Here is a 16,722-nt window from a genome sequence, read left to right on the forward strand (position 1 = left end):
TTACTGAATGGAGTTACAGAAATACTTTTCTAAATTCCTTCTCAAAAAAAGAAAAAGAAAATTAACGGAGAGAGATTACTTTCTCAGTACTGAACTCAATAAGATTCTCGGTACTGAGGTACAAAATATTGCGCTTTACCGTGAAGCTTTTTCTTTAAAAAATTCTTCTAAAAAAAGACAGTAATTACGAAAGACTTGAATTTTTAGGAGATTCTGTTTTGGGTACAATCATTTCATGCCATTTGTTTCGCACATATCCTCAGGCTAATGAAGGATATCTGACACAAATGAAATCTAAGATTGTAAATAGGAAAAATCTTAATAAATTAGGAGAAGATCTAAAATTGACAGACCTTTTGCAAAAGCAGACTTCTTTAGCATTAGGGGAAAATATTTCCGGGAATTTGTTTGAGGCCTTAATTGGTGCTGTTTATCTGGATTTTCACTACGAAATCTGCAGGAAAATTATTTTAGAAAGGCTTCTTACACCAAGCGAAATGAATAAGCTTGAAAATAAAATTGTAAGCTATAAAGGCCTCCTGCTCGAATGGAGCCAAAAGAAAAAACTGAATATAAAATACGAAACCTGTGAAGAGATACAGGTAAACAAGTCAATTGTTTTTCGGTGCCACGTATGGCTTGGAGAAGAACGAATTGCCAATGCTACAGAAACCTCCAAGAAAAAGGCAGAAGAAAAAGCAGCACAAAGAGCATTTTATATTTTAAACAAAAAAGAAAACATACTTGGAAATCCAAAAACTTTATGATCTCGATGATATAGAATTTGAAGATGTTACCATAGGATTGGTAAGATTAGCCAAAAATATACCCGATCATGAGTTTTTCTATAATGTAAATCAAAGAAACGATCTTAATTTTAAAAGGATTGATGATTTAATCTATCATGGGTCGTATTATGATTACTTTTTTCCGCGATTTGAGGCTTATCACAAGTTTACCAAGACATGTTTTACATTTATTTCAAACCGATCTTCGGAAAGTAAACAAAAAAAAATACAAACTGAGCTCTTCTCAGAAGAAGAAAACATTAAATTTTTATTAAATAATCAGGTAGAAGTGCAATATATTTTGCATAGTTCGGAACAGTTTCCTGATTTTTCCGTAATTTTGCTCCCTGAAAATCTTGTTTTTCCAATTCAAGATTATATATTAGGTTCTGAGGAAGAACTTTATCAAATTATCCAGTATTATGAATAAGTATTTAAAGAAGACAAAAATTATCGCAACACTTGGACCGGCATCATCGTCGAAAGAAGTAATGTTAGGGTTAATGAGAGCAGGTGTTGATGTTTTTAGAATCAATTTCTCACACGCAGATTACGACTTAGTTCGTTCAAATATCAATATCATCCGAGAGCTTAATAAAGAGTACGGCTTCTCTGTCGGAATTTTAGGAGATTTACAGGGGCCGAAACTTAGAGTCGGTGTTGTAAAAGAAGGTTCATACCTTAATCCTGGTGATATCCTTACCTTCACCAACGAAAAAATAGAAGGAGACTCTACAAAAGTGTATATGACCTATCAACAATTTCCTCAGGATGTAAAGGTAGGCGAAAGAATCCTTATCGATGACGGTAAACTTGTTCTGGAAGTTACAGAAACCAACCTTACAGATACCGTAAAGGCGAAGACAATTCAGGGTGGCCCACTAAGTTCTAAAAAAGGGGTAAACCTTCCGAATACAAATGTTTCCCTTCCGGCTCTTACGGAAAAAGATATCCAGGATGCCAACTTCATGCTGGATCAGGAAGTAGATTGGATGGCACTCTCTTTCGTTCGTCATGCTCAGGACATCATTGATCTTAAAGAATTAATTTCAAAACATCCGAACGGGAAATTCAAAACTCCGATTATTGCTAAAATCGAAAAGCCTGAAGGTGTAAAAAATATTGACGAAATTTTATTGGAATGCGACGGATTAATGGTTGCCCGTGGAGATTTAGGGGTGGAAGTTCCTATGGAAGAAGTTCCTGCTATTCAAAAAACATTGGTAGAAAAAGCAAGATTTTATTCTAAGCCAGTGATCATTGCAACACAGATGATGGAAACGATGATCAACAGTTTGACCCCAACAAGAGCTGAAGTAAATGACGTTGCCAACTCTGTACTGGACGGTGCTGATGCAGTGATGCTTTCAGGAGAAACTTCAGTGGGCAGATATCCTGTGCAGGTAGTTGAAAACATGACGAAAATTGTAAAAAATATCGAAACCACCCATTTTTATCAGCATAAAAATGAGCCGATCGAAAAAGATTTCAATTGTATCGACGAACGATTCATTACTAATAGGGTTTGCCTTGCAGCAGTAAGAATCGCTAAAACAACAAATGTATCTGCTATTGTTACTTTAACGAGTTCAGGATATACGGCTTTCCAGCTTTCAGCGCACAGACCTAACTCTCACATTATCGTTTATAGCGGAAATAAAAGAGTAATCACCATGCTGAACCTTCTTTGGGGAGTACATGCTTACCATTATGATATGAAGAAATCTACTGATGAAACGATTATCCAGGTGAATATGCTTACTCACAACTATGGTTATATCGAGGCTGGAGATTTTGTTATTAATATCAATGCCACTCCATCTTACGAAGGTGGAAAAACCAATACATTAAGATTAACAACGGTTTAATTTAAAACTAAACTGTTATAATAAAGCAAAACTCCCGAATAATCGGGAGTTTTTGATGTTTAAATAATTCTCTTTAATATTAATTTCCGACAATAGTTTTTGCCGTCACAAATTCTTTTAAAGCCAATAAAGAAAGCTCCGTTCCATATCCTGAAGTCTTTGTTCCTCCAAAAGGAAAGCGAGGATCAGAACTTGTCATCCTATTGATATTGACTGTTCCGGATTCTAAATTTTCAATAAAAAATAATTGACGGGTTTTATCTTTCGTCCACACAGAGTTTGAAAGACCAAAAGGAATATCATTGGCCAACCGTAGTGCTTCTTCATCACTTTTAGCGATCATTACCATTCCCAAAGGTCCGAAAAGCTCCTCCTGTAAGATCGGGTTTCCTTCTTCTACTCTTATTAGGCCTGGTTTAAATTCATTATCAGAAATTCTTTCTAAGGGAAGAATAATTTCCGCTCCATTTTCCAGAGCTTTTTTGAACTGTTTCTCTAAATCGTCTGCCAGATCCGGCCTTGCCATTCCGGCAATCTTCGTGGCTTTATCCATAGGATCTGCAGGAACAAATTTCTGATATTCTTCAATAAATTTCGGAAGAAAGACATCTTCAATTTTCTCATCAATAATAAATCTTTTAGCCGCAACACAAGTCTGTCCGCAATTCTGAAGTCTTGCCAGCGCACCAACTTTAGCCGCTTCATCAAGATCTGCATCATCCAGTACAATGAATGCATCGCTTCCACCTAATTCCAATAAAGATTTCTTAATATTCTGTCCAGCAATGGAAGCAACTTCAGCCCCTGCTCTCTCACTTCCCGTAAGGCTAACTCCAGAAATAGTTTTATGCTCAAGAACTGCTTTTACATCTTTATGTCCGATTTCAAGATTCTGGAAAACACCTTCAGGAAAACCAGCTTCAAGCAGTACTTTTTCGATAACATTTCCGCTGCCGAAGCAGATCGATGCATGCTTAAGCACAACGGTATTACCCGCAAGAACAGCAGGAACCGCAAATCTGAGGACCTGCCAGAAAGGAAAATTCCATGGCATTACACCCAGGATTACCCCCTTGGGAACATAATGTATTTCAGAATAAGAATATTCAGACTCTATTTTTTCAGGCTTTAAAATGTTTTCTGCATCTGCATAATAATTCATCATTAAAGCACATTTTTCTACCTCAGCAATCGCCTGTGAGATTGGCTTATTCATTTCCGAGGTGATGATTGCTCCGAATTCTTCAGAACGCGTCTTTAAAATTTCAGATGCTTTGGCAATGAGTTTTTGCCGTTGTTCGAATGGAATTTTTTTCCATTCTGAAAATGCCTTATCTGCTTTGATAAGTTTATTTTCAATTGATTGTTCCATAATGTAGTCTCTGTTTTAAATTCAAAAATGAATTTATTTATTGCCTAAAAAAAGCGTAGTTAAAGGAACAAAATGTGTTCCTTAGGATAATATAAAATAATGATTTTCTCTATCGATTAATGTTAAATCATAATCCATTCGTTAACGAGTGTCGCTGCAAGTCTTGCTGTCCTATCCTGAATATCGTAATCCGGATTAACTTCTGCCACATCAAGTGCCAAAAGTTTTTCACTCTTCAAAATATGTCTGTAAAGATGCATAAATGCAGCATCAGCAAAAATACCGTTGTAGGCAGATGCAGAAACTCCTGGCGCAATGGAGGCATTAAAAACATCCATGCATATCGTAACATAAAGGTAATCTACATTTTCAATTAAATCATTAATTCTCTGGTAGATCGATGGCAGGTTTTCAAAAAAGATTTCATCTGCCAATATGTACTTCATTCCGTATTGATGTGCCGTATCGAATAATTTCAAGGTATTGGAATTTCTCTGAATCCCGATATGCAGAGAATTGATGGGTCCATCCTGAGCGATTTGCCAGAAACCAGTACCTGAACTAGGACCTACTTCATTTTCAGGTTGTCTGTTATCGAAGTGGGCATCAATATTAATAATACCTATTTTCTGTTCAGGAAAAGCAGTTTTCATGCCTAAATAATGAGCGTATGTCACCTCATGTCCTCCACCCAGAACGACAGATCTGCCATTTTTCAGTAATACTTTAGATACATTTTTAGCCAGATTATTCTGTGTTTCTTCCAGATTACCGTTTTCACAGGTAATATTTCCAAAATCGAGCAGTGTAAAATCAGGACGGATCACCGGAAAGTTGGACATATTTTTTCTGATCACATCAGGAGCATCTTTTGCCCCCATCCTTCCCTTATTTCTTCTCACGCCCTCATCCACCGCGAATCCATGTAAAACGAAATCTCTAGTTGAAATGAGGTCATAATTATTTTCTTCTTTTACTCTCTGAAATATTCTGTGGAAAAGCAAGTCTTCTCCGTCTAATCTTCCCTGCCAAATCATTGTTTATTATTTACAGATTATTCTCTGAATTTTCCTTTTAATGTTGGTATAAATGTTCTCAAAAACAAGACCAAAAAAGCTATAGTGGCAAAGCTAAGCTTGATAACCAGGCTCGTATCATTAGAAAATGCAATGATAAGAAGTAATGTAATTATGACAATCAAATAGAATGTGGAGTATAAATATCCTCCTCTGTTTTCATATTTGAATTCTCCCCCATTATCTGAAAACATTTCATCAAGCATGCTATTGGCCGATTTGTAATTTACTTTTCTAACGTCTGATGTTAAATTTTTAATAATAATTTCTCTTTTAGTTCCTGATTTCACTGCGTTGAATGCATAATCAATATGTTTTTCAGGAATTTCTAATATATATTTCTCTTTAATGCTATTAAAGTTTTTCATGTATAGTTTTATTTATTAATCTTCCTTCCTTCAATATAAACACTTTCCGCCTTTAAACTCCCCTGATGATAAAGCACATTCTGGAAATTATCCGTTTTGAATGTTACAAAATCAGCTTTCAATCCTGCTTCCAGTTTTCCTCTGTCATCTAATCCGAGTGCAAAAGAGGAACGGAAAGTAATTCCTGCCAACACTTCCGCTGTAGTTAGTTTTTCAAAGGTTGCTAAAATTGATGCCTGTGTAATGAGATTACCCATAGGTGCAGAACCAGGATTCCAGTCACTTGCAATAGCCAAAATGGCTCCTGCATCCAACAATTTTCTAGCCGGACTAAATTTCTCACCTAATCCTAAACTCGCTCCGGGTAATGCGGTGGCAACTGTTTCAGATTGTGCTATGAATTCAATATCCTCCTCAACAGTCGCTTCCAAATGATCTGCAGATTTTGCTCCTACTTCTACCGCAATCCTGGAACTTCCGGGAGTGAACTGGTCTGCATGCACTGTTATATCAAAACCTAGTTTTTTAGTCTCAAGCAGAAAAGCTTTACTCTCTTCAGGCTGAAATGCTGATTTTTCAATAAAAATATCAACCCTCTTCGCCAGGTTTTCTTCTTTTACTATTGGTAAGATCTTTTTTAAAATATATTGTAAATATTCTTCATTACTTCCTTCAAAATCCCTTGGCTTCAGATGTGCAGAAAGACAGGTAGGAACCAACGTAGCCTTTGTGTGTTCTTGTGCTTTTTTAATCGTTCGCAGCATTTTCAGTTCATTTTCAACATCGAGTCCGTAGCCACTTTTTACTTCAATGGTTGTTATTCCCAGAGAGATTAAAAAATCAATTCTCTCCAATAATGTTTTTAACAATTCTTCCTCAGAGGCATTTCTCGTGTGTTGAACCGAACTCCATATTCCCCCACCGCTTTCCGCGATTTCAAGGTATGATTTTCCGGCATTACGCATGGCAAAATCATTCGCCCGGTTGCCCCCGAAACAAATGTGGGTATGTGAATCTGTAAAAGCCGGAAGCACAATTTGTTCACCTTCAATTTCTTCAACTTCTATGCTTTGATTTTCAGATTTCAATGTTTCAAAGTTTCCTACTTTCTGGATTTTATCATTATTTATTAAAATTCCACCATCAACAATAATTTCTAGTTGTTCGTCAGAAATTTTTCCTCTTAATGGGAGATTGGCAAGGGTTACGACTTGTTTGAAAGGACCAATTAGTTTCATTTATTATAAAAGTTGAGGTTAAAAACCTTGCAAAGTTTAGATGCTTTCAACATGACAAAATTATGCGGAATACTTGTCATTCCATAAGAATCCAAGCAAATTTTAAACATCGGAGCAAACTTTGGCTGTTCAATAATATTTTCTCTTCCAAAAATACTTAAAATAAATCAATCTTGTAAATCATACGCTTCCCCCCTCCTTACAACTCAACCTCAACCTCAGCCTTAACCTTAAATCTTAACATCACTCTTTAATCGTAACCTCAATTTCCTTATCTTTACGGTAAATGAAATTGAATTAATGCCTGACTTTTTACATCCAGATAAAGACAATTATTCCCGTGAAGAGCTAGCACAGGAAGAACAGATCCGTCCCCAGAGTTTCAGGGATTTCGCAGGACAAAGAAAGACACTCGAAAACCTTGAAGTCTTCGTAACGGCTGCCAAAAAACGTGGCGGAGCGCTCGATCATGTATTACTGCATGGCCCTCCAGGGCTCGGCAAGACAACACTGGCCAATATTATCGCCAATGAGCTTGGCGTAAACTGTAAAATCACTTCAGGACCTGTTCTCGACAAACCCGGAAGCCTTGCCGGATTACTGACAAATCTGGAAGAGAATGATGTCCTGTTTATTGATGAAATTCACCGTCTTTCTCCTGTGGTGGAAGAATATCTGTATTCTGCCATGGAAGATTACAAGATTGATATCATGCTGGAAACCGGACCGAATGCGAGAAGCGTACAGATTAGTTTAAATCCTTTCACTCTGGTAGGAGCAACTACCCGAAGCGGAATGCTTACCAAACCGATGCTGGCGAGATTCGGGATTCAAAGCAGACTGGAATATTATACGATTGAGCTTTTATCAATGATCATTCAAAGAAGCTCAAGGGTTTTGGGAGTAAAGATCTACGAAGATGCTGCCATTGAAATTGCCCGCAGAAGCCGGGGAACTCCAAGAATTGCCAATGCTCTTCTCAGAAGGGTTCGTGATTTTGCAGAAATTAAAGGAAACGGGGAAATCGAGATCAACATTACCAAATATGCTCTTAATTCATTAAATGTAGACGAGTTCGGACTTGATGAAATGGATAATAAAATCATGCGTGTAATGATTGAAAATTTTAAAGGAAAACCGGTAGGAATATCTGCTCTTGCCACATCAATCGCGGAAAATCCGGAAACTTTGGAAGAAGTTTATGAACCTTTTCTGATTCAGGAAGGATTTATTATCAGAACCCCCAGAGGCCGTGAGGTAACGGACAAAGCATATAAACATTTAAACATTGCAATACCGAGAAAACCGGGAGAACTTTTCTGAGATCAGTGATAACGTCTGATATTTCAGAATAATTATCAATAGCAGCAGCAAAATTTCAGGTAAATAATTTTTAAAGCTGCTTCGAAAATCTTATTTTTTCAGAGGTAAAACTATTGAAAATAAACAACATTATAAACTTAATATTATATGAAATTATATCCAATACAATGTGGAAAATTTAAACTGGACGGCGGTGCCATGTTCGGAGTCGTCCCAAAGAGTCTGTGGGAAAAAACCAATCCTGCGGACGAAAGAAACCTGATAGAGCTGGGAACACGTTCTCTGCTCGTAGAAGACGGAAAAAAACTTATCCTCATCGATTGCGGACTGGGTAATAAGCAGGACGAGAAATTCTTCGGACACTATTCTCTTTGGGGAGACGATACATTAGATAAAAATTTAACGAAATATGGTTTTGTAAGAGAAGATATTACGGATGTTTTTCTTACTCACCTTCATTTTGATCACTGTGGAGGAGCCATCGAATGGAATGATGACAGAACCGGCTACAGACCGGCATTTAAAAATGCTCATTTCTGGACCAATAAAAACCACTGGCAATGGGCAACAGAACCTAATGTCAGGGAAAAGGCAAGCTTTTTAAAGGAAAACATTATCCCGATTGAGGAGAGTGGCCAGCTCAACTTCCTGCCTCTTCCTACGACAGGAAATTACGGTTTTGCGCCGGAGCTTAAAATGGACGTGATCTTCGTTGACGGTCACACGGAAAAACAAATGCTCCCTGTTATCCAATATCAGGAAAAGACAATTGTTTTTGCGGCAGACCTTATTCCTACAGCAGGCCATATCAACCAGGTATATGTGATGGGATACGATACAAGACCGCTTCTTACCCTGGAAGAAAAAGGAAAATTCCTGAAACAATGTATCGACAATGAATATCTGCTGTTCTTCGAACACGATGCTCACAATGAACTGGCAAGCCTTAAAATGACAGAAAAAGGCGTAAGACTGGATGAGACGTTTAGTTTTAATGATGTTTTCGGATATTAATATAAACTATGGAAGAATTACATTCAGAAACTCAGAAAGCTGAGCCGGAACCATCATCACCCAAGATTATTGGCCTTACAGGCGGAATAGGCTCAGGAAAAACCACCGTTGCAAAGTTCATCGAAGACTTCGGATTTCCGGTCTACTATTCCGATGAAAGGGCAAAAGATATCGTCAATGACAATGAAGATCTGAGGATAAAAATAAAAGAAATTTTAGGCGAAGAGGCGTATGATGAAAACGGATCTTATAACAGAAAATTTGTAGCGGAAAAGGTTTTCAATAATGCAGATCTGCTTGAGCAGTTAAACAAGATCATTCATCCGGCAGTACGCATTGATTTTGAAGATTGGGTAAAAAAACAAACCAAGTATCTGGTGTTTAAGGAAACGGCTTTATTGTTTGAGCTAAAACTCAACAGAGAATGCTATAAATCCGTATTGGTAACTGCCGAAGATAATATCAGAATTAAAAGAGTGATGGACCGTGACAACAAAACGTACAGAGAAGTACAGGCCATCATGGAAAAACAGATGCCCGAAAAAGACAAGATAAAACTGGCAGACTGTATTATTTATAACAACACCAACCTGGAAGATCTCAAAGAACACACAGAAAAAGTGATCTTCGATATCGAATAATATATAAGAGTAAGCCCGTCGCCTGACGGGTTTTTTATTTACCGTTCTCTCTGCTAACATTTAGTTTGTCATGTACCCTTTGAGTTTTGCTCTACTTATCTTGAGTATAGCCTTACTAACCTCGGGTATAATCCTACTTACCTTGGGTATAGCTCTACTTACCTTGAGTATAACTTTACTGACCTCGGGTATGAGTCTACTTAGGTCGGGTATAATCTCATTTACCTTGAGTATGAGTCTACTTACGTTGGGTATAATCTCACGTCCCTTGAGTATAACCTTACTTACCTTGGGTATAGCTCCACTTACCTCGGGTATAATCCTACTTACCTTGGGTATAGCTCTACTTACCTCGGGTATAGCTCTACTTACCTTGAGTATGACCTTACTGACCTCGGGTTTTGATTTACTGTTATTAGATGTAGCCTTCATACCTTATATTTCATTACTAAAAGGTAGTAAACAAAAAAAACAGGCCCTCAGTAATGAGAGCCTGTTAAAATGATTAATAGTTAAATGTATTTATTCTTTAATAAATTTCTTCTGAACGGAGATATCATTTCCATCCTGAATGTCGATGATGTAAACACCATTTATTAATGTATGTACATCAATCTTGTTGTTCAGGATAATTCCGTTTGACACCAATTGCCCTGCTGCATTGTAGATCTTATAATTCGCTTTTTTTGCTGATATTTTTCACATACAATACTGTGCTTACCGGATTCGGATAGATTAAAATATCCGTCTGGTTGATTGGGTTAGGAACAATAGGTTTAGATATTCTCACGGTATAATCTTCTACCTCTCCATTCGGGAAGTTGGTACAGTTTACCGGAATAGCATCTTTCGCCATTGCAACTCTCATGACTACATATTTGTAATCTGTCAGGCTGATGAAAGCATCTGCCGGTACAGTAAACGTTCCGCTTGCAGTAGGATCTGCATTTGGAGCAATGGCCATGATTCTCTCGTTGATATCAAAATATCCGTTTCTGTTGAAATCAATCCAAACTGCTATACCTGCTTCAGTATTTCCGGAAAGTTTTTTATCAATTGTAATCTGGTTGTTTGAAGAACCCTGAATCAATTCTATGAACTTCAACGGAACACCTGTATAATCTGTATAATTGGATGCTCCTGATGCATTTTCCATTGCAGCTTTACCGTTTGGCTCCACCTTAACTTTAGAAATATATCCTGATGTAGATGATGCAGCAGACATATTACAATATATTACAGTAGGAGTTGTAAAGAAGTACGGCAGTGTATAAGTACCCGGCGTACCGCTACATACGTTGGCAACCTGTAACTCGTACTGTGTCAATTCCAACAATCCTGTCAGTGTGATGGTATTGGTATTCGAAGTCACCGTCGTCCAGCTCGGGATACCAACCTTTCTATATCTTATGATATAGGTTGCACCCGGGAATGGATCCCAAACCACTATGGCAGTTGTTGGTGTAAGATTCGTAATCGTAAGTCCCGGAGGAGGTAATTCACATGTTCTTTCAGTAGTAAATACTTTAGGATTAGACCATGCATTTACTGTTGTTTCTCCATTACAGATATTGGCTACCTGTACTTCATACGTTGTATATGGGCTAAGTCCCGGAATCGTATAAGTATTCAATGGAGGTGTTGTAATATTTACGGTAGTCCATAATGTTGTTCCTACGATTCTGTATCTTAATACATACGTTGCACTTGGCACTACCGGCGCCCAGCTTACCACTGCAGAGTTCGCCGTTACGGTACCAATTGTAACATTCGGAGGTGTAGGATCACATCTTGTTGTGAAAGTCTGAACCGGTGTAAATGTTCCCGGTGTTGTTCCGCAGCTTGCAGCAATCTGCACTTCGTATGTTGTTGCAGGAGTTAAACCTGTTAAAGCCAAAGGCGGGTTTCCTGTTAGTGTTGAAGTCACCACTTCTGTCCATGTAGATGTACCGGCCACTCTGTATCTTACAATAAACGTAAGACCTCCTGTAGGTACAGTCCATGTAATATTAGCAGACGTGTGGGTAATGGTATTGAATGCTAAATTTGTAGGTACTGTTGTAGAGCACGGTCTTAGCTTCACGGCGTAGTCTTCAACCTCGCCGTTTACTGCGTTTTGACACATTACAGGAGCACTTGTACGCTTCAGCACAACTCTCATTGTTGTTGTTAAAGCTCCGTTATATGCATTTGCTGGCACCGCAAAAGTAGCTGTAACAGGACTTGTTGTACTTGCCGGAGAAGTCATGATTTGCTCGTTGGTTTCAAACACTCCGTTTCTGTTGAAATCGATCCATGCAGATACAGCATCACTCTGCCCTCCATTTTTAGCAACCGAAATCTGATTGCCCGTAGAACCTATTTCCAGATTAACTAATGTCGCCGGTGTTGTATAGCTGATATAGTTTGTCTGAACTGAAGTATTACTCATCGGAGGAATTCCCGGATTCACAGATGTTATGGTAACATTTGAAATATAATCAGTTGTTCCGGTACCCGTCATATTACAATACGTAATCGGCGTGGTGGTAAATGGTGTAGATGAAGACCAAGGTCCCTGAGTTCCTCCACATATCGTAGCTACCTGCACTTCGTAGGCAGTTTGCTCCGTAAGTCCGGTAATATTGTAAGAGTTTCCGGTGATTGGCGCAGGAGAAACGTTCCATGCTCCTACAGGGTTGGTTGTTCTCCATCTTACAAGATAGGTAGCACCTGTAGAAGATATCCATGATATTGTAGCTGTAGTAGCCGCAATGTTTGATACCGTAATTCCCGAAGGAGCAGCTGTAGTACAAGGCTGAATATCTATAAATTTCACCTGATAATCTTCAACTTCTCCGTTACTTGTAAGAACTGAGCATGCGTCTGTTGGTGTTAAATAATATACAATGACACGCATTTTCACTTTATTCGTTCCTGAATAAGCTCCGGCAGGAACAGGGAATGTAGCTGTAACAGGTGTTGTGGAAGAGTAACCAAGATTCATGATTCTTTCTCCTCCTGGCACAGTGGTAGGGTTATTATTAAATATTCCGTCCCCGTTAAAGTCTATCCATGCATAGGTAGAATAAGTACCTGATAATATTGTTCTTCCTACAGAAAGTACATTATTGGTAGAGTTTCTTGCCAGCGTGATGATTTTCGTAACATCATTAGAATAATCGGTATAAGTACTAGGCCCTGAGTTATTAGACATCGTAGGCGTAGCAGTACCTGTTACCGTAATATTATTAATGTAACCGTCTGTAACACTTGCCGTACCGGAATTACAGTAAGATATCGCCGGAGTGGTAAAGTTTACTGAACTTGACCATGCTCCTGTAGTACCTCCACAAATAGTTGCTACCTGTACTTCATATGTTGTATTACCATTTAGGTTAATGATTGAATAAGGATTTGTTGCCGGCGCAATGATTGTCCATGCGCCTGTACCCGTTCTGTATCTCAATGTATAAGTTGCCCCTGTCGCAGTGATCCAGGAAACCAAAGCGGTAGAAGAGGTAACGTTTGAAACAACAATCGGAGATGGCGGTGCTGCAGAACAAGGCGAAAGATCAATGATCTTCACAGCATAATCCTCAATTTCTCCATCGGCTACTGTTGCACAAGGGTTTGAAATGGTACTCGTAGAGAAAATCACTCTCATTCTTAAAGTCAGCGGGCCATTATAAGCGGTTGCCGGAACAATGAATGTAGCACTGATAGGAGTTGTTGTACTTGCTGTCGTACTGATTACTCTTTCGTTTGTTTCAAAGATACCGTTTCTGTTAAAGTCAATCCATGCACCCACCGCTAATGATGAGTTAAATGTGCCCAACCATGATTTAGAAACAGATATACTGTTGTTTGTAGTGTTACGAACTAATGTAATAAGTTTAGCAGGATCCGGAGAATAGTTGGTGTACGTATTTGCCCCTGAATTATTACTCATAACATATGAATTGGTAGGAGTAACTGTTACATTAGAAATATAACCATTAGTGTTATTATTTGAAGTAATTGTACAGTAAGTAACCTGTGGTGTTGTAAACTGATAAGGAGCCGTAAATGTTCCTGTAGTACCTGAACACACATACGCTACCTGAACTTCATATGACGATTGCTCTGATAATCCATTGATTGTATAAGCATTTGATGTCAACGGAACAGTCGTCCATGTTGTAGAACCTAAAGGTCTGTATTGTAATATATACGTAGCTCCTACAGCAGGATCCCACATTACATAAGCAGATGTTGCTGTAAGGTTGGTAACTGTAAGGTTTAACGGAGCATTACTTGTACAAGCTATCGGCTGAATTAATTTCACGGCATAATCCTCAACCTCTCCATAAGTAAAACTTGTACACATCGTAGGAGAATTAAAGAACTGCATTGCCACTCTCATTCTCGTAGTAGCGGGGCCATTATAAGCCGTTGCAGGTACAGCGAAAGTAGCCGTAACCGGAGTTGTGGTATTCGCCGGAGTATTCATGATCTGTTCAGATGCTTCAAACACACCGTTTCTATTGAAATCAATCCAAACACCTACCCCTTCACTGAAAGTAGTTCCTGTCCAGAATTTGCTAACTGATATTGTATTCGCTGCGGATCCTATTACAAGATTTACCAAAGCACTTGGTGTGGCTGTGTAATCTGTATAAGTAGATCCTGTTGAGTTGTTAATCATTACTGCCGCACCAGTTGGTGTTACCGTAACGTTAGAGATATATTCATCGTTAAAGTTACTGGACGTCATGGTACAGTAATTAAGGCCCAGCGTAGTGAAGTTCGTAGATGCAGAGAAAGGCCCCTGAACACCTGTACAAACGGTAGCAACTTGTACCTCATATTGAATTCCGTCGCTTAAACCTGCAAGATTCACAGAATTTCCTGTAGACGGAATAGTGATCCATGTTGTGCTTCCCAACGGACGATACTGAACTACGTAAGTTGAGTTTGCTGTCGCAGTCCACGTAACAGTGGCTGTAGTTTGTGTGATTGCAGACACTACAATTCCTGTCGGAGCAGCTCCTGTACAACTGGCTAAATTCGCTACTGTAGCACTTCCAATTGCATAAAACACGTTTCCGATGGAACTTACTCTGATTTTCACATTACCTCCTAACGTAAGACCTGTAAGATTTAAAGATTCATTACCATCATTAGCGGTAGAAGCTGAAGCAACTGTCCAGGTCACACCATTGTCGGTTGTATAATCAATCTTTACATTTGCTACATTATATGGAGCTGCAGTAGTATTTACAACATCCCATGTAACAGAAGTAGGACCATTATTGTAAGCCGTAGTGGTGGTTACTTTAAAAGGGCCGTCGTTCCCAACAATAATCTGCTGATTGGCATACTGTGTCTGCTGCTGGGTAGGAACAGGATTGTTATCTCTTACCGTTACTCTGAAATTGGTAGTTCTTGCAACAGTAGAAACAGATTCCCATCCGTTATTGGAATTATTTACAACCCCTGATAAAACTGATGACAATTTAGGGAAATACCTTGTTGGGCTTGTCGTTGGATTGAATGATCTGAACGTAGCTCCACTCGCAGTTGTTCCCAGGTTGTTTTTATTGATTGTAACGTTGGCATTATCTACTTCTTCCCAGCAATACGTCATTGGATCATTTTCAGCATCTGTTGCAGAAGCTGTTAAAACGAAAGCCGTACCTTTAGGAATATTATAGGTAGGCAATGGTGTAATTACAGGTGGGTTATTGGTAATTGCCGTTTCGACGTCGCAGGTTTTATTGGTAAGGTTATTCTGAACCTGAGTAATACTTACCGCATGAAAATAAGGATCCGAATGAGCCTGAACGTCGGTATTCGCACCGGTAATTCCCGCATATCCCATAATAGTAGAGCCGGAACCCGGTTCTACGTTTACACCAGCAGTTTCCAGGCCATGTGAAAATGTATGGTTTGCACCAAACTGGTGTCCCATTTCATGAGCTACATAATCAATATCAAAATTATCTCCCTGCGGAATACCATCGGCAGGAGATGTGTATCCTGAACCTTTTTGTGTAGCATTACTATTGGCAGGATCAACGCATACGCAGCCAATACATCCCGCATTTCCACCACCTCCGGAAGCTCCGAAAAGGTGACCTATATCGTAGTTGGCACTGCCAACATTTGTCGTAAGTGTCTGTTGCAACTGAAGATTCCAGTTATTCATCTGCGCTGCAGGAGAATAAGGGTCAGTGGCCGGATCCGTATAAATTACGCCCGGAAAATTCTGCAAATTCAGATGCAGTGCAAAGTCTTTCTCAAATACACCGTTTACTCTGGTTAATGTAGCATTTATTGCAGTTAATGCATTAGCCACGGTACCACCAAAATATTGCGTGTATTCTCCTGTAACAGACATTGCCAATCTCATCGTTCTGTATTTTTTATCAGAAGATTTTGCAAAATCGGTTGACTGATTACTGAATGATTTTCCTGCTTTATAAAGCTTATCAATCTCTTGCTTGGTTAATTGGTTTTCATTCATTGAACAAAGAAAACCTTCGCGACTTTTATCAGTTTTGGGGTGCACACCATACACTGTTTTGTCCTTGTCTGCAGGCTCGATAAATTCAGAGACTCCATTTTTGATAATCATCGACTGAAAATCGTCTGGTGCCAAACTGAATCTAAGGTATTTACCGGGATCATCAATCCCGACACCGACATAAGATCCCAATTGATACTGATCTGCCAATTCCTTTACGACCACAGGGAAGCTGTAAACGGCAAATTTTTCAATTTTTCCTTCTAAAGTTGGCAAAGAAATCGTAACAGGTTTTGCATTTTTTCCGGTTTCCTGAGCTTTTGCCAATTGAGACTTTAGTAAAGAAATGTTTAGAGTGTAATAGCTCTTAATATCGGAGCCTGCTCTTGTTTTTTCTCCTCTGAATGCCGTGGGACTCCATTGTGCACTGGTGATCGCAAACAAAAAGAGGAAAAAGAAAGAAGTAAATTTTTTCTTCATAACTTTCTCAATATTATATTAATTACACAAATCTAAACATTTTTTATTATTAATTCGAAAATATAAA

General features: G+C 38.7%; 12 protein-coding genes and 1 pseudogene. 6 read left to right on the plus strand and 7 right to left on the minus strand.

Annotated features, from left to right (window positions below; translation table 11 throughout):
• Nucleotides 1–7: 7 nt before the first annotated feature.
• The 3 genes and pseudogenes from rnc (at nucleotide 8) to pyk (ending at nucleotide 2,656) form a co-directional block, all read left to right on the plus strand.
• Nucleotides 8–767: pseudogene (rnc, locus tag AAHI02_RS10750) on the plus strand (ribonuclease III).
• Complete coding sequence (locus AAHI02_RS10755) at nucleotides 745–1,218, plus strand: IPExxxVDY family protein (RefSeq protein WP_346983245.1); 474 nt, start codon at nucleotides 745–747, stop codon at nucleotides 1,216–1,218. The pseudogene rnc and the gene AAHI02_RS10755 overlap by 23 nt, the downstream one beginning before the upstream one ends.
• Nucleotides 1,211–2,656, plus strand: coding sequence for a pyruvate kinase (pyk, locus tag AAHI02_RS10760; protein WP_346983246.1), 1,446 nt, complete (start codon nucleotides 1,211–1,213; stop codon nucleotides 2,654–2,656). The genes AAHI02_RS10755 and pyk overlap by 8 nt, the downstream gene beginning before the upstream one ends.
• Before the next feature lie 79 nt (nucleotides 2,657–2,735).
• Here pyk and AAHI02_RS10765 read toward each other — a convergent pair whose 3' ends face one another.
• From AAHI02_RS10765 to hutI, 4 genes are all read right to left on the minus strand, one after another.
• On the minus strand, nucleotides 2,736–4,028 hold the full coding sequence (locus AAHI02_RS10765; RefSeq protein ID WP_346983247.1) for an NAD-dependent succinate-semialdehyde dehydrogenase: 1,293 nt from the start codon (nucleotides 4,026–4,028) through the stop codon (nucleotides 2,736–2,738).
• A 122-nt stretch (nucleotides 4,029–4,150) separates the two neighbouring features.
• Nucleotides 4,151–5,065, minus strand: a complete 915-nt coding sequence (hutG, locus tag AAHI02_RS10770) for a formimidoylglutamase (RefSeq protein WP_346983248.1) — start codon at nucleotides 5,063–5,065, stop codon at nucleotides 4,151–4,153.
• A 17-nt stretch (nucleotides 5,066–5,082) separates the two neighbouring features.
• On the minus strand, nucleotides 5,083–5,472 hold the full coding sequence (locus tag AAHI02_RS10775) for a hypothetical protein (RefSeq protein ID WP_346983249.1): 390 nt from the start codon (nucleotides 5,470–5,472) through the stop codon (nucleotides 5,083–5,085).
• 8 nt (nucleotides 5,473–5,480) lie between these two features.
• Nucleotides 5,481–6,710: an imidazolonepropionase gene (gene hutI / locus AAHI02_RS10780; protein ID WP_346983250.1), complete on the minus strand. Its 1,230-nt coding sequence runs from the start codon at nucleotides 6,708–6,710 to the stop codon at nucleotides 5,481–5,483.
• A gap of 300 nt (nucleotides 6,711–7,010) precedes the next feature.
• Between hutI and ruvB the strand changes: the two genes are divergently transcribed.
• The 3 genes from ruvB to coaE all read left to right on the plus strand — a co-directional run bounded on the left by ruvB (nucleotide 7,011) and on the right by coaE (nucleotide 9,688).
• Nucleotides 7,011–8,033 carry a Holliday junction branch migration DNA helicase RuvB gene (gene ruvB, locus AAHI02_RS10785; protein WP_346983251.1) on the plus strand — a complete coding sequence of 341 codons (1,023 nt, stop codon included), beginning with the start codon at nucleotides 7,011–7,013 and terminating at the stop codon, nucleotides 8,031–8,033.
• Nucleotides 8,034–8,180: 147 nt separating this feature from the next.
• Nucleotides 8,181–9,047: an MBL fold metallo-hydrolase gene (locus AAHI02_RS10790; RefSeq protein ID WP_346983252.1), complete on the plus strand. Its 867-nt coding sequence runs from the start codon at nucleotides 8,181–8,183 to the stop codon at nucleotides 9,045–9,047.
• An 8-nt stretch (nucleotides 9,048–9,055) separates the two neighbouring features.
• Nucleotides 9,056–9,688 carry a dephospho-CoA kinase gene (gene coaE, locus AAHI02_RS10795; protein WP_346983253.1) on the plus strand — a complete coding sequence of 211 codons (633 nt, stop codon included), beginning with the start codon at nucleotides 9,056–9,058 and terminating at the stop codon, nucleotides 9,686–9,688.
• Nucleotides 9,689–9,748: 60 nt separating this feature from the next.
• Here the strand turns inward: coaE and AAHI02_RS10800 are convergent, their stop codons facing one another.
• The 3 genes from AAHI02_RS10800 to AAHI02_RS10810 form a co-directional block, all read right to left on the minus strand.
• Complete coding sequence (locus AAHI02_RS10800; protein ID WP_346983254.1) at nucleotides 9,749–10,120, minus strand: hypothetical protein; 372 nt, start codon at nucleotides 10,118–10,120, stop codon at nucleotides 9,749–9,751.
• Between the two features lie 90 nt (nucleotides 10,121–10,210).
• Entirely contained in the window at nucleotides 10,211–10,333 is a 123-nt protein-coding gene (locus AAHI02_RS10805) for a T9SS type A sorting domain-containing protein (protein WP_346983255.1), read from the minus strand.
• Nucleotides 10,334–10,358: 25 nt separating this feature from the next.
• Nucleotides 10,359–16,655 carry a GEVED domain-containing protein gene (locus AAHI02_RS10810; protein WP_346983256.1) on the minus strand — a complete coding sequence of 2,099 codons (6,297 nt, stop codon included), beginning with the start codon at nucleotides 16,653–16,655 and terminating at the stop codon, nucleotides 10,359–10,361.
• Nucleotides 16,656–16,722: the final 67 nt, after the last annotated feature.

The organism is Chryseobacterium sp. POE27 (assembly GCF_039727685.1).
Lineage (GTDB): Bacteria > Bacteroidota > Bacteroidia > Flavobacteriales > Weeksellaceae > Chryseobacterium.